We start from the raw sequence: 24774 nt of genomic DNA on the forward strand, positions 1-24774 counted from the left end.
TCCGTCCACCATGCGTTTCCCCGATCTGTTCACCTCCCGCGATGCATCGCGAGCTGCTGCATTGCAATGGATCGCGCGGCAGGCGGTCGAGGGACTGACCGCGGGACGCCATCGCTCACCCCACAAAGGGTCCAGCGTCGAGTTCAAAGAACACCGACCTTACGTTCCCGGCGACGAACTGCGAAACATCGACTGGCGTGCCTTCGGAAAGAGCGACCGGCTCTACATCCGCGAATTTGAAGAAGAAACCAATCTGCGGTGCACGTTGTTGGTCGACCGCAGCGGCAGCATGAAGTACGCCGGCAGCCGAGCTTTGCAACTGACCGACTCCAGCACATCGATTGGTAAACGCAAACAAGATTACGCGACCGCGGTTGCGGTCGCGATTGCATACATGATGCTTTCCAGCCAAGACGCGGTTGGACTGATGACATTCGACGACCGCATTGGCGACTCGTTGCCTCCGCGGACGACGCCCTCCCACTTGCAATCACTGCTCGCGATTTTGGCGGGCGATTCGGGTGGAGGTGAAACGGACTTGGGAACCGTCATTCGCCAAGCGATGTTGAAACTCCCTCGCCGCTCGCTCGTGGTGCTGATTTCCGACGGCCTCGGCGACCCGGAATCGCTGGGCAAGGCACTGGCTTCTCTGCGAGCTCAACGCCAAGAGGTCGTGTTTCTACAAATTCTCGATCCCGACGAAATTGACTTTCCTTTTCATGACCGAATCGAATTTCGCGACTTAGAAAACACTGATCATCGCGAAATCATTGACTCGAGACAGATTCGATCTCGCTACATCGAGTCACTTCAGCGTCACAATGCGACGTTGGAAGCGGCCTGTCGTCGCAACCGGGTTGACCATGCATTGATCACCTCCGACGTGCCAGTGGTCGATGCACTGGCTCGTTTTGTGGCGTTGCGTCGCGGAGGCGGAGTCAGTGGTGCTCTGAGCCTGAACACCCCGGCCGCGACCAACTCGACGCCACCGACTTACAAAGCCGTTGCATCAAAATTGAGTTCATCGCCGGAGGACATTTCCTCACGATGAGTTTTCTCAATCTCGGACTACTCGCCGGCGCACTGGCGTTCGTGGTTCCACTGGCGATTCACCTGCTCTTTCGCAGTCGTTATCGATCGATGGACTGGGGAGCCATGTTCTTGTTGCAGGATGTCGTCGCGAAAAATCGGCGACGCATGCAGTGGCATCAATGGATCTTGCTCGCACTTCGATGCGCGATCCCCATTCTGCTCGCTCTCGCGATGGCACGGCCGTTGCTTTCTTCCGCTCGAGCGTTGCCTGGTTCCGAGCCGTTGACTTTGATTTTATGCCTCGACGACAGTCGTTCGATGCAAGCCTCCGGTCGCTTGGATCGCGTCTTGCAAGCAACCAATGGACTGATTGAAAACCTGTCCCGCGGCGACGAAGTCATCGTCATTCGAACCAGCCGACTCGCCGCATCGTTCCAACGTTCTGCGCCGCGAGATGCATTGGCGGAACTCACTGAAGTACAATTCGCCGGCCCACCCGCTGACTACACCAATGCGTTGACCGCTTGCCTGGATGCCTGCAAAGAGGCATCTCATCCCAGCCGCCGGATCGTGATCTGCAGTGACTTTCAATCCAATGGCTTGGCCGCTGGAAACCGATGGATTGATGCCGTGGAGGACGCCCAGGTTCGCCTCGAACGAATGACGCCCACGCCGCGAGTGGATTTGCTCAACGTGTCACAGACGGACGATGTGCTGGACAACGTTGTCGTTGAGTCACTGTTGCCCAATGCACCTGCGGTGTTGAAAGATCGAGCGGTCAGCTTCACCGCGAAAATCCGCAATGATTCCGATCGGCCGATCTCGCGATTGACTGGACGCTGGATTTACAACGGGCAATCTGTCCAAACGACCAACGTCGACATCGAACCCCGAGGCATGGCCGCCGCCTCGTTTACTCTCACCCCCGAAACATCCGGTGATCACACGTTGGCCTTTGCCATCGAACACACCGACGCGATTGTTTCTGACAACCGCCGACGATTGGGGTTTCATGCCTCGCCTCAAATTCGCGTTTGGTTGGTGGATGGAAACCCTTCGGACGAACCACTGCAAAGTGAAACGGATTTCCTGCGATTGGCTCTCAGTCCCTTCGCATTCGCGAGTGTCAACCAAAACTCGCAAGCAAGCACCAATCCACGTTCCGATCTCGTCAGCAGTCGGGTGTTCACAGGATCGCGATGGAGCAACGAACTTTCGCGGGCGATCAACACCACTGATCGTCCCGATGTGATCGTCTTTGCCAACGTCAAACAAGTTGGCTCGCGCCGTGACACTGACAACGATTTGCTCGATCGCTATCTCGGCATGGATGGGAAGATCGTTTTCTTCGACGGTGATCAAGTGGATTCAAAGTCCTGGAATGATCAGTCATGGTTGCCAGCCAAAATCGATCGACTCATCACCGCGTCCGACGTCCAGGCAATCATCGAAAACGAAACCACGGTCTCGGCTGAAATACAAGAGAACCTTGGCTTCACGATCGAGCCGCCCCGAGGCCGACAAAGTGTTTGGGGATCGCTGCAAGATGCGGGCGACGGGATCTGGGAAGAGGTGCGAGTCGGTCGGTATCGCCGCTTGTTGATCGATGACTCCAATCCCGCGACCACCACGGTTCTGTTGCGAACGTCGGACCAAGCCGCTTTGGCAATTCGTCGATCCAACGTGATTCAATTTGCAATTGGATGCGACGCGGAGTGGTCAACGTTGCCGCTGCGGGCTGTGTATCTCCCGATGATGCAGCAATTGATTCTGGACTTGGTGGGAAACCAAGAATCCATGAATGTGGTCGCTGGACAACCGATGCTCGTCCCAGGAACGGCCTCAACGTGGACGGTCGTCTCGCCTGATGGTTCCACGTCGACGCTGCAAACCAACCCACCCTCCGATTCTGATGCGACGACCGACGACCAACGGTCCGGTGTCTTCAGCGAGACGCAGCTTGCCGGGATCTATCGCTTTCGACCGGACAGCGAATCGCAATCGGACAATTCGACTTCATCGCAAACGCTTCTTCGAGTCGCGGAGATTCCCGCGGAAGAATCTGACCTTCGATCACTGGAATCCAGCCAAATCGAAACCTTCGCGAACCGATTGAACGCCCGTTTGTTCGACTCGCCCGAAAGCTTGATCGAAGCGACAGCGACGGATCGTTTCGGCCAAGAGATCTGGCGTCCGATGATGTTTCTGGTGCTGCTGGTGCTGATCACAGAATTGCTTTGGCAACAGTTCGCCGGGCGCCCAAAATCAGCTGCGACCGCTTGGAAAGCTCCCTTCGCGTCCGCCGGGAGTCGTCAATGATCCCGGTATGTCCTCGACCGAACATCGCCAACCTGCGGTTCTCTTGGGACCTGCCAGTCTGGGCGATCCTTGCCATCGCGATTACCACTGGGTTGGTCGCTGCGTGGCTGTACTTGCGCGAGACACGGCAAATCCCCGGGACTTCGGCTTGGTTGCTGCCTGCCTTGCGATCCACCGCGATCATTCTGACGATCCTGCTGTTGGTCGGTCCGATATGGCATCACCGACAAGTCACCGGCCAACCGGCTCGACTCATCTTCGCGGTCGATCAATCACTCAGCATGAGCGTGCGTGACTCGTCCGATCCACAATCACCCGACCGACTTCAGCGTTCAATGGAACGGCTGTTCGGCAAAGATGAAAAGGATGGTTGGATTGAAACACTTCGGTCAACTCACTTGATCGACGTCATGAGCTTTGATGCGACCGCTCAATCACGTTGGAAGTCATACGATCTCGACGACGTCGCTGCGGAATCGCTTGCCGAAACGGTCCTCGTCGAAGCCAACGGGTCCACCACCAATTTGTCCGCGGCCCTTCGGCCGGTGCTGCCGTCGACCGGCACCGCCGAACCGAACGAATCCCAAAGTGTCGCGAACGACGATTCCCAAACGACCGGGTCTTCGTTGGCGGTGGTGTTGATGACTGACGGTCGTGATTCGGCAGGCGTGGATGACGCGTCTGACTTGGCTTGGCAACTTTCACAATCAGGATGGCAAGTCCACACGATCGGGGTCGGCAGCGTCGACGAACCAACCGACATTGGAATTACGAACGTACTGCATCCTGAAAGAACCGCTTCGGATGGACGTCTCACCGGAACCATCGTTGCCAAACACTTCGGCGTGACCAACGAATCACTTCAAGTCGAACTTCGATCCGGTGAAAACGTTGTCTGGTCGGACACCTTCGTCGCTACCCAAGACGGACAAACGGAAGTCGAGTTCGATCTTCCGATGAAGCCGCTGACCAACCAACTTGCTGACAACGAAGTGCGAGGTGTCGATCGCGACAGTGTCGTCCTTCCTTTTTCTGCCTCGATTCGTCTGACAGATCAACCGAACCAAGCGAGTCTGAGCCAACCCGAAAATGACCGCTGGGATTTCCGAGTCGCAGCGGCCAGTCGCGATCGTCGCCTGCTGATTTTGGACGGTTCATCACGATGGGAAACTCGCTACATCCGAAACCTGCTTTCTCGCGACCCCGCGTGGCAAGTCGACACGGTCCTGTTCGGTCCCGGCACAGATTCGCCGGTGATTAAGCGAGGCGGTGACGAAGGCGATGTTCCCGCAACCATGGACGATTGGAACCGATACGACGCGGTCGTCTTGGGGGAAGTCCCACCGGAACAATGGACAACAATGGATTCCGATGGGTTGCGAGAATTCGTTCGCCGTGGTGGAGGGCTGATTCTGCTCAATGGACGATACAACCGCCTGTCCAGAATCGAATCACTGAACGAACTCCTGCCAGTCGAATTCGTCGCCGCGGCTCCCACGTCCGAAAACGACGATCTGATTCGATACCAAAGACAACAACCCGCGGTTCAGTCGATTGGCCCGACCACGACCGGTCGATCTCAGCCAGTGATGCTGCTCAGTTCCGACGTTCAATCCAACGGTGAACTTTGGCGAAGCATGCCGGTGCCTTCCGTCATTCCGGTCACGACCGCCCGCGCGGATTCGGAGGTTTGGGCGGACGCATTGGTGGAACCGACCGACACATCAACACCGACCGAAAATCGAGTGCCCTGGTTGGTCACACGACTGTTTGGTGCGGGGCGAGTCTTCTTCTTAGCGACCGATCAAACATGGCGTTGGCGTTACAAGATCGAAAGCCAGCTGCACGGTCGATTCTGGAATCAAATTTTGACCGCCGCGATGCAGCCTCCTTATGCCGTGCGGGATGACTATGTTGCTATCGGGACGGACCGAATCGATTACGAGGCGGGACAATCCGCGTTGATCCGAACTCGACTTCTCAACGATGCACAAGGCGTCAATCTTGACGCCGGGTCAAACTCGTCCACCACAGTCGATGCGCTATTGATACGAGACGACCAGATCATCGCCACGATTCCCATGAATCTCGATGACGCTTTCAGACAAACTTACTTGGCCCAAACGGCGCCGCTTCCGCCCGGTGCCTACCACGTACGAATTCGAGCGAGTGGCTATGACGCATCGGCTTTGAAAGCCACAACGCCCATCTGGGTCAAAGCCACTCAAAACAGCGAACTGAATCGTGTCGCGGTTGACGAAGCGACTTTGAGAGAAATCGCGGGCGCCGGCGAGGGCAGCTATTACCACGAGTCGTCTGCGGAAGATGTTCTGAGCCAGTTGATACCGTTGTCCCGTGGACAAATCATCGAAACTGACACGTTGATTTGGGAGTCATGGTGGCTGTTTGGTGTCATCCTGGCACTCCTGGCAACCGAATGGTGGATGCGTAAAAAGGTGGGATTGGTATGAGCGAAGTACCGTATGGAATGACGGGGCAATTCCCCGCCTCGAATCACCAGACCCCCAGCGAGATGCTGCCAGCGACTCGCGAAGCGTTACGTGTGTTCGCCCGACGTCGTGCGACACTGCAGTTTTGCCGTGGCATCGCCATGGGTGCGACGGCGTTGATCGCTGGAGTGGTTCTTCTCGCATTGGTCGATCACTTTGCGAGGCCGACGACTCTTCCGCGAATCTTGCTCAGCCTGCTCGCCTATGCCGTTGCCGGATGGGTGGCCTATCGCAATGGGATCGCATCCGCCTTCCAAAGTTCACCTTCCGAAGTTGCCGGCAGTTTCGAGGTCGCTCAAACCAAACTTAGAGGCCAAGTCCTTTCTGCAGTCGAATTAAGCGAAATCGATCATCTGAATGGATCGCCCGACTTCAGGCGAAAGCTGCAAACGCATGTTGCCAATCAACTGAGCGGTATCGAAGTGCGGCACTTGCTGCCGTGGAAGCTGATTCAAAGTGCCACGTTGATGCTGTTCGGTTTGGTGGTCGTGATCGCATCCTTGGGATTAATTTCAACACTCGAACTGCCACGGCGGTTTGCCCGCGTGTTGCTCCCGATCGCACCGATCCAAAGAGCATCGCTGACGAAGATTCATTTGATTCAACCAAACCCGCCTTCCGCGATGGTTGCCGAAGGAGATCTGGTCGGCGTGGTGGCGGAGATCGGACGATTGGGACGTTCCGAAGTCTGGCTAGAAATTCGAGACGATGCCGGTGAAGAGCGCCTGCGAATGGTCCGACGTTCGACGGATGATCAATCACAGATCGATTCGAACGATACCGAACTCCCAACCTATTCTGCTAATCTGCCGGTCCAGCAGACTCCGGTCGACTACCGCATTTTGGCGGGTGATGCGGAGACGCTTTGGTACACGCTGACACCTCAACCACGGCCTCGCGCGACATCGTTCGAAAAAGAGTATCAGTACCCGACGCACCTCAAATTGCCGAACGAAACCGTTACAGAAGACCATGGTGATCTGACAGCTTTTGTCGGTACAAAGGTCACGATGAAGGTCAGCTTTGACCAACCCGTTCGCGATGCCGAAATGCGTTTTTCTTCGCGGGGCACCGGATTGGCGTTGTCCCCCAACCCTTCGAACGAACATCAGTTCGAAATCACGGTTCCGATCTCCACTCCGGGCAGCTACCGACTCGATGCGGTCGGATCTGACACAGGGCTGAACAATCCGTTCTCGCCTCGCTACACGATCGATCCGGTGATCGATCGCAATCCGATCGCGATGTGGGACGACTCAACGCCACGTCGACAAATCGTTTCTCCCGCTGCGGTTCTCTCATTGGTCGGGCATCTCGAAGACGACGTGCCGATGGACCACGTCATTCAGCAAATTCTGCTGGAAGGCGAAGGAGTCACGGAAATCAAGAAGTCATTGGACACCCCAAGCCGATCCGCTCGCGTGGAATTGGAATGGGACCTGGCACGCTTTGATGGACGCGAAAAACCTGATGTGACGCTTCCGTCTGGTAGTCGACTGAAAACTCGCCTGATCGCGGTGGATCGATCTGGGCATCGCGGTCAATCCAATTGGATCGACATCTTCATCGCACGTTCGGACTTTGATCCCGACCGACACCAAGACCTGATTGAACACCAAGATCTCTCTCGACAAATCACCTCCTGGTTCGAAGAACTGAACCTGATCGGTCAAGGCATGCAAACGAGCATGAAGGAAGCGATCGATTCACCTGACACGACTTCGTTTCTACTCGAGGCCGATCTCTCGGATCAAATCCAATCACTTAGGAATCAATGGGAATCGATCTCGGGATTCGACAATGAAGACAGCACCGTCGCTCCCACCAACAAATCCCCTATTTCAATCCGCAAACGACTGACCTTGTTGAGCGATCCAGTATTGATCGATCAATGGTCACAACTGGATTCCGCAGCGAATTTTGCTCTCCAACAACTATCGTTTCACTACCAAGCCTGGCAACAAGTTGGCAAACAGTTGCCAGGAAAGGAATTTGCCCCCGAACGCAAACGGCTGGCCGGATCACATGTTGGTGATGTGCGGTCGATCGTCAACTTGACCTCTCGCTCGATCGATTTCACCAAAGCGATTCTCGCGATTGATTTGGCGAAGGGGGTCTCGCGGGACATGCAAACGATCCAGAACAGCGCAAAGATGCTCGGTGACATCGCGGCCAACGTTCCGCTCACCAGACTGCCAGGACAAAGTGAACTCATCAACCAACAGTTGCTACAAGTCAGCCAATTGCTGAAATCGATGGAACCGGATCTGCCCGAGAACGTGAACGGTTCGCATGAGAATGTTCATCGATTCATCGACGACCGTACTCGGATGATTTCAGACGGTCGTGATCGACTCAAGACTTCGCAGGATGGCAGCGCCGAGGCTCCATTCCGCCACACGATGCGTCAGCTAGCGAATGATATTGAATCGCTACGAAACCAAAGTTTGTTCAATGGGAACATCAACAACCAAATCGCTGCAGCGACAACGGAGTTCACTGCAGAACCGCTGGGCTGGGCCGGTCAATTGCGTTCACTCAACCGCACCGGAAAGCAATGGCTCGATCAAACCAAGAAGAGTGCTTCGCTCGAGGAACGAGGCGATTCGAATGACCTGACCGAGTCAAGAAACATCGAACGGCTGCACTCCGAGCACTTTCAAAGATTGCATGATGCGATCCTTGAACGACTCGATCGATTGGAGCGAGTGGAAGAAGCTCGAAGTGACGCCCAAGTCATCGCGAGCGCCGACCTCGACCTCATCACTCGCACCATGAACGCAATCATGTCTGAGGGATTCGTCCCGCCGGAAAGTTCAAACCTTGATGCGGTGGCTTTCTTCGACAAAGTCTACAAGGCCGTCATGACTTTGGACGCTGGAAACAAACTGCATCGCCTTGAAAAGCAATTGCAGTTTGTGGCGAACCGAGAACGCTATTCAGTCGATTCGATCGACGCGGTGATTCAACAACCGATTCGTTTGAAACACGTTCAAGTCGCCAATGAAATCCCAATGGCCCAAATCCGCCATGTGGGGCTGGATCAAGAAACCGGGCAGCAGCTCCAAAACACCCGCTGGAATCAGGATGCAACCCAGGCACGCGAACGTTTGGACAACCGACGTTGGAAAAACCAACTTCCGGTATCGGCCGCCATTCCTATCGAATCCATTCTGACGACTTATCGATCGGCGTGGAACGATCTTGATCCGCTGATGGAAGAAGCTCGTGCATTCCTTCGCGGCCTGACTCCGAGCTTGTCGGATCAAGCACGCGAGGCAGCCGAGGAAGCCAAGCAACAAAGCGAGACGATCGAAGAAGACCAAACCAAACGCCCCGATTCACCCGAGCAAGTCGCAGCAGACGCGGAATCGAAATTCGATGAATTGAAGGAACAAATCGGCGCGGTCGCTGAACAGCTCGCCGACCGAGCCAACAACGCGGACTATTCAAAAGCAGATGAGGCCCAGGTCGCTCGCGATGCGGACCAAGCGATAGCCGCCATCGAAGAACGAACCGAAAAAGTTGCCAGCCAGCTTCGCGAGAATCAACCCGACGAAGCAGCCGAATCGTTGAGCGATCTATCCAAAACGCTCGACGCCATCGCGGATCACTTTGAGGCAGTCGACTCGGACGAAGACACCTCGGCGACTCGCGAAGCTCTCAACGAAATGTCTCCGGCCTCCGAGTCCGTCTCGCCCATGGACAACCAGTTCGACGCGGCGGAATCGGTTGCGAAGGCCAATCAAATGACTCCGGAGCAATTGCTCGAACAGCTCAAAAAGAAGCTCCTCACCGACCAACCGATGCAGGAATCTTTGCAAGACATCACCGAGAAAACGATTCGCGCCGCGGAACAAATGATTCGCGAAGCGGCGACCGAAGAAACCAGCTTGCGTCGCAACTTGGAACGGTCCGACGCCGAGTTCTCTGAACAGAAGCGGATCGCTCGCAACGAATTGCGTTCGCTGTCGGATCGCACAAACGCCGTCCGCGATCATCTTCTCGCAATGGCGGAGCAGGCCAGCGGTTGGTCGAACGAAAGTGCGACTCAACAAAAAATTCAACAACTTCGCCAGCAGCTGTCGTCAGCGACGCAGAGAGCCAACGATGTCCAGCGTGACGATGCGTTGTTGGAAGAACTGCAAGACGCGAACGAATCACTTCGCGATGCCGTGGAAGACGCGGCAAAACAGACATCCAAGATCAACGAAAAAGCACAGAAGTCGCAGAAGAATGCGTTGCACAACAACGAACAATCGCGAACCAAGGCCGCTCGGCAATTGGAGGCGATCCAGCGACGTGGCAAAAACCAATACCTGCAGTCACTGCAAAGGGCAAACCAGCAATGGAGCCGCAACGTGGAAGAGGCGGGACGCCGCATTCAGCAAGCACAGAAACAAGAACGCAACGCTCAGAACAGTTTGGATCGAGCCCAAGACAAACTGAAGAAACAACCCGACGACGAGTCAGCCAAACAGGAGGTGGCGGAGAAGCGAGCTCAGGTCGAAAACGCCCGAAAGGGCGCCGAGGCAGCCAAACAAACTCGCGACTTGGCACGCAAATCAGAAACCGAAGCCAAGCAACGATTCGAAAAGGCTCGCAATCGCATGGTCGCCAACTTGGACGCCGAAAACCCTGCGGCCGAAATGCTTTCGCGAGTCACTCAACAAGCAACCGAAGAGCTTCAAGACCTAGCCACCTCACTCGATTCCGTCCAAGAATCACTGTCGATGGAAGACTCTTTGAGTTCACCTGAATCAGCCAACAAGGCCTTGGCCGACCAGCAAAATCGTCTCCAGCAATCCGTCGCGATGGCAGCCGAAGAACTTCGACGAGCAGCACGGCACGAAGAGCGACTCGGCAACGCAACGTCGGCCGAGAAACTGAACGATGTCGCGAAAGACGTTGAGTCGGTCAATGAGCAACCGATGAGCGTCGCACAACAATCGCTGCAAGCAGGGAAGGCCGAACAAGCGAACCAACAACTTGCCGACGCTGCCGCTCAACTGCGAAAAACGGCTGACTCTCTTGCTCAGCAGAACACCGACGCATCGGCCGATGAAAACCAATCCGAAGAGGCCTCCGACGGCGAACCTTCGTCGCCTCAAAGCGAAAAGCTCGCCAAAACGCTTGACGAATTGGATCGTGCTCTCAATTCGCCACCGCCAGAGATGGGAGACAACCAATCGGAATCGAGCGAATCCCAATCGTCGCAATCGCAATCAGATTCCGAGAACCAGCCTTCCGATCAATCCTCAGAAGGTCAATCCTCTGAGGGTTCGCCCGGCCAGCCCCAATCGGACGCGTCTTCCAGCCAACAGCCGAATTCGCAATCAGGTTCCAACCAACCGGAGACTTCCGGGCAAGCTTCTTCCACGTTGGCCGAAGCTGCTCAACAAGCCATCCGCAATCTGGCTCAGCAAAGACAGCGACAACTGCAGCAGATTGCTCAGGCGGGCGATCCATCTCAACCGTCTGACCAGAAATCATCGCAACAAAGCAGCTCCCAAGCGAACAACCCAGCAAACGACTATTCACAGTCACAGGACAATTCGTTGATTGACGCGAGTGACTGGAACATCGCTGACGGGGACTGGGGCGAACTGCGTGAACGCCAGACCGATGAAGTCATTCAGGATCGAAAGGTTCGTATCCCGATGACGTATCGCAAAGCTGTCCAGGCCTACTTCGAAGCCGTCTCTGCCGAAGCTGCAAAGACCACCTCCTCCAAATCATCGGGCAGGTGATTGCTATGCACTCCACCAAACGCAACCATCTGGACCGCAGGGCTTGGCTGAACCACCTACTTGCAGGAACCGGTATCGCGTGTTCGAGCTTGCTGGACTCAAACACATCGTCATTCGGCAGAAAAACCTTCGCCGAAGAAGATCTGACAGACCTCTATGTTGACGATGCGATTGACCAATCCGTGGACCGAGGCGTCAAGTTCCTCCTGCGATTACAGAAAGACGATGGCTCTATCGCGGACCGCGGTACCGCGACCGCAATGACATCGCTCGTCATCATGGCGTTGGCTTCGGTGGGAACCATTCCCGAACCGGGCACTCCGGAAGGGCGAGCGATGAGCCGAGCGATTGAATTTGTGCTGCAGCCTCGCAACCAAACCAAAGGCTACTTTGGACATCACGATGGATCGCGGATGTACGGGCACGGCATCACCACACTGATGCTGACTGAGATTTTGGGAATGGGTGCGACCATCGACCAAAACGCACGCATCCACAACGCGCTCGTGCAGGCCATCCAAGTCATCTTGAAGTCACAAGCGGTTCGCAAACCGCAACGACTGCAGGGTGGATGGCGATACAAACCCGACTCCAGAGATTCCGACTTGTCGGTTTCGGTTTGGCAAGTCATGGCATTGCGATCGGCAAAGAACGACGGATTGGATGTTCCCGCAGAAGCCATCGATTTCGCAGTCGAATACTTGCAAGAATCCTACACCTCACCGCTCGATAAAAATGGCCAACCTCGTGAAAAGGTTGGTGGTTTTGCTTATACACCGGGCACCCATCACCCCGCTTTCACGATGACCGCGGCTGGGTTGTTAGCCATGCAGACCTGCGGCCGCTACGACTCGCCGCTGGTGGGAGGCTCCGCCGCGTGGTTGCTCGAACACCCGCCACGGACGAATGAACGATTCTTTTTCTACGGCATGTACTATTACGCCCAAGGCATGCACCAAGTCGGTGGAGAAGCCGCGGAAACAGCGGCCAAGTTGGTTCCCGAACTGCTGCTGAGACTGCAAGCGGACAACGGGTCGTGGGTCAGCCACCAGGGCGAAGAACGCAACGTGGGCGTTGCCTACGCGACTTCTTTGGCGATCCTCAGCCTCAGTGTTCGCTATCACTACCTACCGATTTATCAACGCTGATCGTTGGAGAGTCCCGTCATTTGGGGCCATCAAACTCGTCTGGCAACTGGCAAAGAGCCTTTTCACGCCGAATCGCGGCTTGGTTTTTAGGCGTCGAAATCCAAGCGACCGAATTGGATTGACAATCGGATGCGACGCAGGAATACTACCGGCAACGTTACGTGGTGCCGGTGTTCCAAAGCTTGGATCACTGGAAACAGGGAACTTCGGTGAGATTCCGAGACGGCCCGGCCGCTGTATCCGACGCGAAGCTGCTGACTTGGCATCTTCCAAGCAAACATTCCTCTTGTGCCATTGTCATTGATCGGAATTATCCGTGACGGACGAGAAGGCGAGCGTTTGCGAGTTTGCGTCGGGAGTCAGAAGACCTACCACGAAACGGACACTATGTGATCTTCTTGGGCGAGATCGGTGTCGAGGCGAAATCCTTTTTTCGCTTGGCTGTTTCGTTGAATCCCAGTTCGAATTCTGAAGGCAACTTCCGCGCGGGTCCATCTCGTTCGGTAAGCACAGAGTCGGACTGACACGATCGCTTCGCATGGTCCCGTCCGCTCAAAAGCATTGCCACCGCTATCGCTGCGTTTCCGCCCGTGGTTTCACCTTGGTCGAATTGCTGGTTGTGATCGCCATCATTGGCGTCTTGGTTGGCTTGTTGCTTCCCGCCGTCCAAGCGGCTCGCGAAGCCATGCGGCGTGCGTCCTGTCAAAACAATTTGCATCAAATCGGTTTGGCTCTGCACAACTACCATGCGGCCCACAACAAGTTTCCGCCCGGCGCAATCGAGGTGCGACCTCAATTCCCAAACGGAAAGCAATTGGCGTGGTCTGCGTTCGTTCTGCCGTTCATGGAACAGTCGGGCCTGCATGAACAGATCGATTTCAAGTTGGCGTTTGATGCGCCAGAAAACGAACCTGCCGCGGCGACCGTCTTGCCGGGATTTCTTTGCCCGAGCACACCTCGCTCCGACGGATTGATGCAGGGACGTGGAGCCTCCGACTACGGCGGAATCTACGGCCAACGCATCACCGGCCGCAACGATCCTCCCAATGGAATGATGCTTCACGACCGAGCTCTCGCGATGCGAGATGTTTTGGACGGAAGCTCTCATACCGTGATGATTTCAGAAGACGCGGCCTTTCCCGATGGGCAGTGGATCAACGGACGCAACTTGTTTGACCAAGCGTTCCCGATCAACAAAGCACCCAAATTCGAAAACGACATGCGTAGCTTTCACGTCGGTGGCGTGATGATCCTCCGCACGGACAGTTCGGTCACCTTTCTGACTGAACAACTCGATCTGCAAATCCTGGCCGCGCTCTGCACGCGAGCCGGACACGATGACGCCACCCTGTAAAACACCATTGAATCAATTCTTTCCGGATCTGCCGTGAACCCTTTCAAATCAACCCGCTTTGCTCGTCGGCACCAACTGCATCTGGCCATCGAGAACCTCGAATCACGTCAACTTCTTGCCGCCGGACCTTACGCTCCCGCCGCAAACGAAGTTGGCTCGACCGCAATTGATCGAGAATCACCTTCGATCGTTGGTTGGGCGACCGGAGTCGCGGAATACAACGCGGGTGCAGAAGTGGACGCTGTTTGGCAGGACACATCAAAAGCCCTCGGTCCGGCGGAAGGTCAATCGGGAAGCATCGTATCGCTGGGACGATCTGGTTCACTCACGTTGACGTTCGACGATCCCATTCGAGACGGCCTGGGGTTTGACTTTGCCGTGTTTGAGAACTCGTTCTCCGATACCTTCCTCGAACTGGGCTACGTGGAGGTCTCGTCAGACGGAGTCAACTTCGTTCGCTTCGAGAGCGACTCTCGCACCGACTCGGCTGTCTCCGCATTTGGTTCGCTTGATCCAACCAACCTGAATAATCTGGCGGGCAAGTATCGAGGCGGATTCGGCACACCGTTTGACCTGCAAGAACTTCGCGGCACCGCCGGTCTCGATGTCACCGCCATCACGCATGTGAAGTTGGTCGACATCTTTGGCGACGGATCATCGCTCGATGGACAAGGTGACCCAATCTACGACCCAACTCCGACCGTTGGCAGCGCGGGACTGGATGTCGATGGCGTCGCGGTATTGAACGCGAAAGAGACCGGCGCCGCGACAGTCGACTTCGAAACATTGGGGGCCTCGCTGGGTGCATCGGTCTTCTCCAACCAAGCACCTGATGGTTTCGAAGAAGAAGAATTGCTGCTCAACAACGACTTTGACGCCTTGTACGGAAGCTGGCAGGGATGGTCAATCTCCAAAGCAATCGACACCACCACTGCTGGATTCTCCAATCAATACAGTGCCATTACGGGCGTAGGACACGACGGCTCGGACAGCTATGCGGTTGGGTTCTACTCGGAATACGCCGAGGCCGAGAACCGTCCCACCATTCAATTGGATCCCGAAGTGGGATCGCAGTTTGATTCGCTGTGGATCACCAACACAACCTACGCGGCTCTTTCGATGAGAGACGGTGATCAATTCGCAAAAAAGTTTGGTGGTGCCAGCGGCACGGACCCTGATTTCTTCGAAGTTGACATTCATGGACTCAACGCAGCGGGCGATTCCATCGGCATCGTGACTGTTGCTCTCGCAGACTTCCGTTTCGCGAATTCTGCTGACGATTTCATCGTGGACGAATGGGTTCATGTCGACCTGTCCTCTCTACAAAACGCTCAAGCACTTCAATTTCAAGTTCGATCATCTGACGTCGGCGACTTCGGAATCAACACGCCAACCTATTTCGCTGTTGACGACGTGGTCTTGCGACGGCCTCAGGTTGCTTTGGATTTGGCGGGCACCGATCTCTTAGAGTCTGAATCGATGACCGGCCGCGTCTCGCGACCATCACTGGACAGCAGTTCGCCGATGACGGTTTCGATCGCCAACTCGGACAGCTCACTGGCCAGCCTTCCCGCCCAAATCACGATTCCGGCGGGAGCCGACTACGCCGAATTCACTGTCGCGACTATCGACGACGAGCTGGCCGGACCGGACCAGCAAATCAGCCTGACCGCCACCGCGGACTTGCAAGCCCCGCGGATTCGCGAGCTGAACATTCTCGACGACGATGCGACTGGACTGGCATTTTCGAGCGACTCCATTCAGCAAACTGAGGGTGAGTCCGCGACCACACTCACGCTTCGCCGAAACGATTTAGACCTATCTGCCCCGCTGGCCGTCTCGCTTTCCGTGACGCCCGAGTCTCGGCTGAACTACCCCGCATCGGTTAGCTTCCCGGCTGGCCAACGTGAGGTTTCAGTCACGGTCTCGATCACAGACGATGCCAAACATTCGCCGACTCAGACCATCGAACTGGTCGCCAGTGCGGATGGTCGCGCCGATTCAGTGGTCGCCGTGGAACTACTCGACGATGATTTGCGAGCGTTGACCACCACCGCACCTTCCGCTTCCTTGAACGAAGCCAATCCGGACCAAACCATCACCGCGATCATCCGTCGCAATGATGCATCGCTTGACGATCCGATGACGGTCTCACTGACCAACCCAAACCCAAGTTTGCTGACGATGCCATCGTCGGTCGTAATTCCATCGGGCTTTGATTCCGTCGAAGTATCGATCGGTGTCCTCGACAACGACATCGTGAACACCGGCAGCACCTTCACTGTTGTTGCCACTCACGCGAACGCTACAAACGCCGATTTCGATGTCACGGTGGTCGACGATGAAGAACCCACCTTCGAGCTGGTTCTTCTCGATTCAAACAGCGACACACTCGACCAAGTAACGGAAGGCCAATCCGTCCGACTGTCTGTTACTCGACCAGCTGCGAACGTCGACGAAACCATCACGGTGACGCTCAGCCAATCGCTGAATGATCGAGTCGATGGACCGCTCGAAGTCACCATTCCCGCCGGTGCATCTTCAGCTGAAGTGACATGGACCGTGGAAGCAGACCAGACTCTGACGGGCAATTTGGACTGGGTCATCGAAGCAAGCACACCGGGCTATGGAACCGCGAGACTGGAAACAGTCGTGATCGATGCCGATTCGCCGACACTGGCTTTGGTGGGTCCAACCGAGTCGCTCTCAGAGTCCAACGCAATATCGATCGGCGACTTCGAGTCATTTGGGCAATCTTTGGCAACCGGTGAATTCATCAACAACGCCGGTCCATCGGGCATGTTCGTCAATGGCGACCTCACCTTTGGAAACTCGTTCAGCAATGCCTTCGGCTTTGACAGTTGGTCCGGTTTCGCGATCAGTCGTGGATCGGACACGACAACGCCAGGCTTTTTCAATCAGTATTCCGCGATCACAGGCGAAGGTGATCGCGAATCGAACACCTACGCCATCGGTTTCAATGGAGCTGACACGGTTATCCGGCGTTCCGATGACTCACGTCCTTTTGAATCCATTGCGGTCACGAACACGACCTACGCAGCATTGTCGATGCTCAATGGCGATGCCTTTGCCAAGCGGTTCGGCGGCGAGTCAGGCGACGATCCAGACACGTTTGTTTTGACGATCATTGGTAAGAACGCTAGCGGAGAATCGATCGGAGAAATCGAATTCCATCTGGCCGACTATCGAGCCGAAGACAACTCGCTGGACTACATCGTCGATGAATGGACCACGATCGACCTGACGTCGATCGGAGCAGCAACCGAATTGCACTTTGAGATGGCGTCCACCGACGTCGGTCAATTCGGAATGAACACGCCGGGTTACTTTGCGATCGATGACGTGCAACTAGCAGCACCGAACGATGGCTTGCCCCAAATCACTGTCCAGCGTCAAACGCTCAACGATAGCGAGTCTCTTGAAGTCAGTCTGACCTCGGATCGAACCGATGTCTCGCTTCCAGAGACCGTCGTCATCCCGGCTGGCCAGAACAGCGTGACCGTTCCGATCCGATTGATTGACGATCTGCTAGCCGAAGGCGACCAAGACGTTCTGATCACCGCGTCAGCAGACGGCTTCGAACCGCAAACCATTGTTTTGACGGTTGAAGACGATGACGCTCCAACGTTGACAATCACTCACGCTTCGAACGATTCGCTGAATGAGTCAACAAGAGTCATCGTTGACATCGAAGATGCTGGCGCAAACCTAGATGCGGAATCATTCGACAACGGTTCAAACCTTTCTGGAAAAATTGAATCGGGACCACTCGAGTTCCCCAACTCATACAACGACGAATTCGATTACTGGAGCGGTTGGGCGGCATCCAACGTGACGGACGTGACAACGTCGGGCTATGGAAACCAGTACGCTGCCTACTCCAACTTGGACGCTGAGCAACCTGGTGGCGGTGAAGATTCCGACACATTCTTGATCGGAGCGGGCAGTGGTGGTACGGCTCCCAGCGTCACGCTTCCAGAAACCCTGGGCGACGCGAGGTTTGAATCCATCGCAATCACAAACAGCACCTACGCTGCCTTGTCGATGTTGGAAGGCGACAGTTTCGCGAAGCGTTTCGGCGGAGAAACCGGAGACGATCCCGACTACTTCTTGCTGACGATTGTCGGACTGAACTCATCGGGTGAGACCGTTGGCACGATCGACTTTTATCTCGCCGACTATCGATTCGCAGACAATTCGCTGGATTACATCGTTGACGAGTGGACCACCATCGACCTGACGTCGCTGGATGGAGCCTCGCAACTGCGATTCGATCTGTCTTCGTCAGACGCCGGCGACTTCGGAATGAATACTCCAGCCTACTTCGCCGCTGACAATGTCGTCCTCGATCAAGTGACAGAAACGCCGACCTCGGTCGTGATCCACCGAAACGACGCGGATCTATCGTCGGCTCTTTCAGTCACATTCGAATCTGACGATGCACGATTCGCGATTGATACTCCGATTGAAATTCCGGCCGGAGCCGACTCCGTCCGCGTTCCTGTGTCGATTTTGAACGACCGAATGGTCAATTCAGACGGTACCGCGACCTGGACTTTCTCGGCGGATGGTCATGACAGCGGCACGGCTGTGGTTTCCGTTCAGGATGACGAGATCCCTGGAATCGAAATCACTAGCCTGCAGTCCCCGTCGCAAATCGTTGAAGGGGCAACGGCAGATCTCTACGAAGTGCGTCTGACAGAAAAACCGGAATCCGATGTGACGATTTCGATCGACGCATTCATTGAATCGATTGATGCTGGCGAGCAGCTATCGATTAGTGCCTCCGCATTGACGTTCACCCCCGACAATTGGGATGAACCGCAAACGATCGCCGTTTCCGCTAACATGGATTTTGCGCAAGAGTCGGACCAAACCGTTCAACTGACCTTCGAAGTCGACGCTGACCTCAGCGATTTCGGTTACACAGGCGTTTCGGCCGAGCAAGAAACCTTCGCTCTCATCGACTACCAGCCGTCCGAGTTGAGCCTAGCGGTCGAGGAAGGCGAGCTCGTTCTACGAGACAATCGCGACAGTACCGTTTGGATGTCGAATGCTTTGAATGACGAGTTCGACCTCGTTCTCAATGATGAAGATCAAACTCTGGCAATTAATTCACTTGCGAGTGCGACCGGTTTGGTAACGATTGATCTAGGTGACGGAAACGACCAAGTCACGCTCGACACAACTTGGTTCACGTCGATTGACGGCGGAGACGGATTCGATCGTTTGGTGCTTCAGCCCAGCGATGGCGTCCCGAACGACAGCCAGCCGCAAGAAATTGACCTCGCTGCATGGTTGCAAAATCGCGTGGTTGGTTTTGAAGAGTTCGTGTTGGGTGCATCCGGTGCCGCTGAACCTCTGACATACCAACTGGACTCCGCACGCCTGAATTCGCTGCTGGGAGCAACCGCACCAACAATCACCAGCATTGGAAGTCAAAACTTAAGACTGACCGGCAGTTGGCAACTCGGAGTTCCTATCGTCGGGGACGGTTTGGTTCGCCAACGCTTGGTCTCTGACAACATCGAAGTTCACGTCATCACCAGCACTCCATGGCAAAACGCGATCCGCAGCGAAGATGTCAACGCCAATGGGGAAGTGACAGCGCTCGACGCATTGACGGTCATCAACCGCCTTAACTCAGGTGAATCCAATGAGTTGTCGACACCAAACGATCCGAACGAACTGATCGGTCGATTCTACGATGTCTCCGGTGACGGACGCGTGTCTGCACTGGATGCTCTGAAAGTGATCAACTATCTGAACGGTGACAACGCTTCTGGAGAACAACTCACCGCGTCGCCGATCAGCGAGTCACCGAACGTTTCGCCCGCTCCATCCGGTGACCAATCGGCCGCCCCGGCCGTATCAAGCGAAACTGGCACCAACGCTGACCAACGGAGCGAAGTTTTCGCTTCGATCGTTGATCGCACAGACCTGCTTGGGGCCACTTCCGATTTGCCGTTTGTTGGTTCCAATTCGACCAAGCTGTCCCTCGACCGGATTGACCAACTGTGGAGCGAAACAGGCCGCGATTCTGACGAAGAATCGGCCTCGTCTGAGAGCGTTGACTTCACCAATTACCTCGAGTTATTGGGTGACCAAGCGTGACCAAACAGACTGATACTCCGCGTTCGCCCTGCGTTGGGGTTTGCCAAGTGGACCAGCAACGGTTGTGCGTTGGTTGTTCCCGAACTTTGGGCGAGATTGGCCGATGGTCGATTGCATCTCCCGAAGAAAAACGTTCCATTCTTGAGTTGGTACGCCAGCGGCGGTCCGCTCAAGCTCCGTCAATCCAAACAGTGCCTAGCCAACCAAACAGTGCCTAGCCAAGCCAATTCGTGAAGCCGCGTCACACGTCGCGGCTCGGCCGATTGGCCGCCCCATTTCCGTACCTTTGATTTTCCCGATTGAGTGTTCCTGTGAATCCAAATAACAACCTGCAACGTTTTGCAATCGTCTTGAGCATGATCGGCATCGCCGTCGCGTCTCGTTTGCTCCCGCACCCACCCAATTTCACGCCTCTGGCAGCAATGTGCCTGTTTGCCGGTGCGGTGACAATCTCGCCAAGAATCATGGCTGCGGCTGTGATCGTCGCAATGTTGGTCAGCGACTCGATGCTCGGGTTCCACTCGCTGATGCCGGTGGTCTACGGTTGCCTTCTGGCGAACTTCGTCATCGGTCGCAAACTGCTGGGTGCGAATGCCAACGCGATGAAAGTGGTTGCTGGTTCGCTGATCGGCAGCGTTCTGTTTTTCCTGGTCACCAACTTCGCCGTCTGGGTCGCGTTCTACCCCTCGACGTTGACGGGATTGGCCGCCTGCTTCACCGCCGCGATCCCCTTCTTTCAGTACACCCTGGCGGGAGACCTGGTTTACAGCGGATTGTTCTTCGGCGTGTACGCATTGGCGACCAGCGGGTTGACCGTAACCCAGGGCAAGCTCCAGCGAGTTAGAGTTCCCGTACGAACTGGTGAATAGTCTCGTCTAGTTTGGAAATTCCACCGAACTGGAATCCGAGTGATTCCAGTTTGGCAGATGACATCTCGCGACCCGACGATTTGGGTTCGCCTAGAATCTTCGCTCGAGCTCCCGTGATTGCCATGACTCGTTCGGCAACTTCATGCTCGGAAAAGAAACGATCGCAGCAATTGTAGGTTTCTCCCGCAATCGCATGATCAGTCGCGAGCAAGGTCGATATCGCCGCGGCGACGTCCGCGACATGAACGACCTTGCCGCCTCCTTCGGCTCGAACGGATTCGCCTCGAGCCACTGACTGGATCAGCCCGTACCATTTTGAATCCTGGACGGGATCCTCCACCCCGTAGATGGAAACCGGCCGGAGCGTCGCTGCATTCAGACGACCAGAACTACCGTAGGCATGGACCATCGTTTCCATGGACGCCTTGCACGCACCGTACAGCGAACCTGGACGAAGCGGGTGTTGTTCGTCCAACGGAATGCCGTCGACGACGTTTTGGTGCACGGCCCCCGACGAAACGAAAATGAATCGCTCAAGCGCTTGGGCACAAGCCGTCTCGAGGAGCGAGATTGACCCCATCAGATTGGTTTGGATGTAGTCGAGTGGCTTGTTTGGAGCACTCATAAAACTGTCGCCCTCACGAGCCAGGGCGGTATGAACCACGGCGTTACAACCAGACACCAATTGCTCGATTGACTGCGGATTATCCAGCTCACCTTGGACCCAATCGACGCCCTCCAACCGCGGGGGATCGTTCTTGCGGGTCCATCCTCGAACAGAATGACCGTTCCGTAGCAGGTCAGAAACGACGTGTTGACCTAAAAAACCGGTTGCGCCGGTGACTGCGACAAGCATCAGAAAACCCGAAATGCGAAAATGAACCCACTTACAAGCCGCTAGCGTTCCCACAGGGCACGCAAAACGCTTTTTGACTAGTTGACTTTCGAAAGGATCGTTAGAACGTGGGCTTCCGCCTGAAACGTTTATCCATTGAAAGCTGTCCTTTGTCTTCCACCGCATCCCCTTCTCAAGACGCCGGCACCGATACCTCGAGCAATACCGCCGTTCGAGATGAGATCCGAAATGTCGTCATCATCGCTCACGTTGACCACGGGAAAACCACACTGGTGGATTGTTTGCTGCGGCAAAGTGGACAGTATCGCGATGCGGAACTGAAAGGGGAACGGATCCTCGATTCGAACGACATCGAAAAAGAACGCGGAATCACCATTCTGTCGAAGAACATCGCGGTTCACTACCGCGGTGTGAAAATCAATCTGATCGACACCCCAGGTCACGCGGACTTCGGCGGCGAAGTCGAACGTGTTGTCCAAATGGCCGATGGTGCACTGGTGCTGGTCGATGCCGCGGAAGGCCCCATGCCACAAACTCGGTTCGTGCTCGAAAAAGCACTGCAAGCCGGCGTCAAACCGATCGTTGTGGTGAACAAAGTGGACCGCCCCGACGGCCGTCCTCCCGAAGCTCTCGATGAAGCTCTCGAATTGCTGGCCGATCTGGGTGGAGAAGAACAACTCGACAGTGCGGCTTACGTTTTTGCCAGTGCGAAAGAAGGCTACGCGACTGACGATCCAGCCAAACCCACTGAAGACATGCGTCCGCTGCTGGACCTGCTGGTTGACCATTTGCCTGGTCCAACCGTCGATACCAAATCTGATTTTCAGATGATGGTCACGACGTTGGATTGGAGCGAGTACGTTGGCCGGATCGCCGTCGGCCGCGTCAACGCGGGAACGATCCAGACTGGCCAAGCGGTGGACGTCCACACGATTGATTCGTCGGGAAATCCAATCGTTCGAAAGATCAAAGCATCGGGTCTGTACGTCTTTGACAAACTAGGCCGAGTCCCCGCCGAATCCGCTGGTGCTGGCGACCTCATTGCACTCGAAGGGCTTGATGACGTCGAAATTGGTGACACGATCACCGCGCCGGAAACCGGCAAAGCTCTACCAAGACTGAAAGTCGATGAACCGACATTGGAAATGGTCTTCAGCGTTAACTCATCGCCCTTGGCTGGCCGAGAAGGCAAGTACGTTACCACCCGTCAAATCAAAGCTCGCTTGGAGAAAGAACTCGAACGCAATGTTGCTCTTCGAGTTTCGATGATCGAAGGTACCGAAGCCTACGCCGTCGCCGGACGTGGTGTGCTTCACCTCGCCGTATTGATCGAAACGATGCGTCGCGAAGGTTACGAACTGAGCGTCGGAAAACCTCGTGTGGTCTTCAAAGAGATCGACGGCAAAAAGCACGAACCATTCGAAACCCTTCGCGTGGAAGTCCCCACCGAGGTGATGGGTCCGGTCATGGAACTTGTTGGTCTGCGTCGTGGTCAGTTGGAAGAGATGAAGCAACGTGGTGAATACAGCCTTTTGCGATTCATCGTTCCATCGCGTGGTCTGATTGGTTTGCGAACCCGACTGCTCAATGCAACTCGCGGCACCGCCATCATCCACCACCGCTTTGAAAGCTATCGCGTGGTCGAGGGCGACGTCCCTCGTCGAGCCAACGGTGTTTTGATCTCGATGGTTGGCGGCAAAACCATGCCGTTCGCCCTGTTCGCCTTGCAAGATCGGGCTGAGCTGTTTGTTCCGCCGAGCACCGAGGTTTACGAGGGAATGATCGTCGGCGAAAACGCTCGTGAAAACGACATGACGGTGAACCCCTGTCGCGAAAAGAAACTGACAAACATGCGTGCCAGCGGTAGTGATGAAAACGTCATCCTGAAGCCACCACGTGATATGTCGTTGGAAGCTGCCCTTGAGTACATCGAAGACGACGAATTGGTCGAGGTGACTCCAGAATCGATTCGCTTGCGTAAGATTTTGCTGAAGGAATCCGATCGTCGTCGGCAAGGCCGCAACGGCTGATCCTGATCGATGCAGTTGCTTTTAGTTCGACACGCGGAAAGTGAGAACAACGCGAAACCGGTTCATAATCGCGTTTGCGATCCGAGCATCACCGCTCGAGGTCGCTTGCAAGCTGACTGCTTGGGTAAATGGATGTCTGGACTGGCGATTGATCAGTTGATCACCAGTCCCTTCCTTCGCACCCTCGAAACGACTCGGTCAATTCTTCAGCACGCTCACGCCCCGCCGCGCCGGTATCCAGTCTCGGTCTGGCATGACGTTTTTGAAAATGGTGGTTGCTACCATGGCCACCACGAAAAGAACTTCGCAGGCGCCCCTGGGCTCAACCAATCCGCAATCCAGTCGTTCTTTCAAGAGATCGCTGCTCAATTCCCCGACCGTGATCCGCCTCCGTTGACATTGGATCCGGAGATTGATGAATCGGGCTGGTGGGGCGGAAAAGATCGCGAGCTTCCCGAGGAGATGCAAGCACGCTCTCTCGCGGTGATCAAACGGTTTGAACAAACATTCGCTCAACAGCCTGACGAGGAAATACTCGGCGATCGAGAAAATCCGGTCGTGGTGCTGATCGCTCACGCCGATTTTTTGCGTGAGATGCTTTCACAAATGTTGGCGGGACGAGTGGCGATGGATGCCATTGGGCCAATCCCCAACACCTCGATCACTTCTCTACAATGGTCAACAATGGGCTGGAAGTTGACGTCCCTCAACAGTGTCACGCACTTGCCACCGAGACTCGTCACGGGTCATCAAGCGTTGCTTTCTTAAACC

General features: G+C 55.4%; 12 protein-coding genes and 1 riboswitch. Of the genes, 11 read left to right on the forward strand and 1 reads right to left on the reverse strand.

The window, feature by feature from the left end:
- Positions 1-10 precede the first annotated feature (10 nt).
- The 9 genes from RE6C_RS07985 to RE6C_RS08030 all read left to right on the forward strand — a co-directional run bounded on the left by RE6C_RS07985 (position 11) and on the right by RE6C_RS08030 (position 21117).
- Positions 11-1051, forward strand: coding sequence for a DUF58 domain-containing protein (locus RE6C_RS07985; RefSeq protein ID WP_008655463.1), 1041 nt, complete (start codon positions 11-13; stop codon positions 1049-1051).
- Positions 1048-3351, forward strand: coding sequence for a BatA domain-containing protein (locus RE6C_RS07990; protein WP_008655465.1), 2304 nt, complete (start codon positions 1048-1050; stop codon positions 3349-3351). Before RE6C_RS07985 ends, RE6C_RS07990 begins: the two co-directional genes overlap by 4 nt.
- Positions 3348-5822, forward strand: a complete 2475-nt coding sequence (locus RE6C_RS07995) for a VWA domain-containing protein (protein ID WP_008655466.1) — start codon at positions 3348-3350, stop codon at positions 5820-5822. The genes RE6C_RS07990 and RE6C_RS07995 overlap by 4 nt, the downstream gene beginning before the upstream one ends.
- Positions 5819-11611 (forward strand): IgA-specific metalloendopeptidase, encoded by a 5793-nt coding sequence (locus tag RE6C_RS08000; protein ID WP_008655467.1) that lies wholly within the window; start codon positions 5819-5821, stop codon positions 11609-11611. Before RE6C_RS07995 ends, RE6C_RS08000 begins: the two co-directional genes overlap by 4 nt.
- On the forward strand, positions 11608-12759 hold the full coding sequence (locus RE6C_RS08005; protein WP_039961549.1) for a prenyltransferase/squalene oxidase repeat-containing protein: 1152 nt from the start codon (positions 11608-11610) through the stop codon (positions 12757-12759). Before RE6C_RS08000 ends, RE6C_RS08005 begins: the two co-directional genes overlap by 4 nt.
- A gap of 145 nt (positions 12760-12904) precedes the next feature.
- Positions 12905-13149: riboswitch (cobalamin riboswitch) on the forward strand.
- 148 nt (positions 13150-13297) lie between these two features.
- Complete coding sequence (locus RE6C_RS08015) at positions 13298-14113, forward strand: DUF1559 domain-containing protein (RefSeq protein WP_008655479.1); 816 nt, start codon at positions 13298-13300, stop codon at positions 14111-14113.
- Positions 14114-14146: 33 nt separating this feature from the next.
- Positions 14147-20248, forward strand: coding sequence for a DUF4465 domain-containing protein (locus tag RE6C_RS08020; protein ID WP_008655481.1), 6102 nt, complete (start codon positions 14147-14149; stop codon positions 20246-20248).
- 47 nt (positions 20249-20295) lie between these two features.
- Positions 20296-20466, forward strand: coding sequence for a DUF1289 domain-containing protein (locus RE6C_RS30050; protein ID WP_236618028.1), 171 nt, complete (start codon positions 20296-20298; stop codon positions 20464-20466).
- A 93-nt stretch (positions 20467-20559) separates the two neighbouring features.
- The gene (locus RE6C_RS08030) at positions 20560-21117 is read left to right on the forward strand and encodes a DUF6580 family putative transport protein (protein ID WP_008655484.1); all 558 of its coding nucleotides are present in this window, start codon (positions 20560-20562) and stop codon (positions 21115-21117) included.
- On the opposite strand, the gene RE6C_RS08035 is transcribed toward RE6C_RS08030, so the two are convergent.
- A complete protein-coding gene (locus tag RE6C_RS08035) occupies positions 21089-21973 on the reverse strand; it encodes an NAD-dependent epimerase/dehydratase family protein (RefSeq protein ID WP_236618023.1) in 885 nt (294 codons plus the stop codon). The genes RE6C_RS08030 and RE6C_RS08035 overlap by 29 nt on opposite strands.
- A gap of 149 nt (positions 21974-22122) precedes the next feature.
- Between RE6C_RS08035 and typA the strand changes: the two genes are divergently transcribed.
- Both typA and RE6C_RS08045 read left to right on the forward strand, forming a co-directional pair.
- The gene (gene typA, locus RE6C_RS08040; protein ID WP_008655485.1) at positions 22123-24003 is read left to right on the forward strand and encodes a translational GTPase TypA; all 1881 of its coding nucleotides are present in this window, start codon (positions 22123-22125) and stop codon (positions 24001-24003) included.
- Positions 24004-24012: 9 nt separating this feature from the next.
- A complete protein-coding gene (locus tag RE6C_RS08045) occupies positions 24013-24771 on the forward strand; it encodes a histidine phosphatase family protein (protein ID WP_008655489.1) in 759 nt (252 codons plus the stop codon).
- Positions 24772-24774: the final 3 nt, after the last annotated feature.

The organism is Rhodopirellula europaea 6C (genome assembly GCF_000338295.1).
Lineage (GTDB): Bacteria > Planctomycetota > Planctomycetia > Pirellulales > Pirellulaceae > Rhodopirellula > Rhodopirellula europaea.

Coding starts and splice junctions, on each gene's coding strand:
- RE6C_RS07985 (WP_008655463.1), top strand. CDS start 11: ATGCGTTTCCCCGATCTGTTCACCTCCCGCGATGCATCGCGAGCTGCT.
- RE6C_RS07990 (WP_008655465.1), top strand. CDS start 1,048: ATGAGTTTTCTCAATCTCGGACTACTCGCCGGCGCACTGGCGTTCGTG.
- RE6C_RS07995 (WP_008655466.1), top strand. CDS start 3,348: ATGATCCCGGTATGTCCTCGACCGAACATCGCCAACCTGCGGTTCTCT.
- RE6C_RS08000 (WP_008655467.1), top strand. CDS start 5,819: ATGAGCGAAGTACCGTATGGAATGACGGGGCAATTCCCCGCCTCGAAT.
- RE6C_RS08015 (WP_008655479.1), top strand. CDS start 13,298: ATGGTCCCGTCCGCTCAAAAGCATTGCCACCGCTATCGCTGCGTTTCC.
- RE6C_RS08035 (WP_236618023.1), bottom strand. CDS start 21,973: ATGCTTGTCGCAGTCACCGGCGCAACCGGTTTTTTAGGTCAACACGTC.
- RE6C_RS08045 (WP_008655489.1), top strand. CDS start 24,013: ATGCAGTTGCTTTTAGTTCGACACGCGGAAAGTGAGAACAACGCGAAA.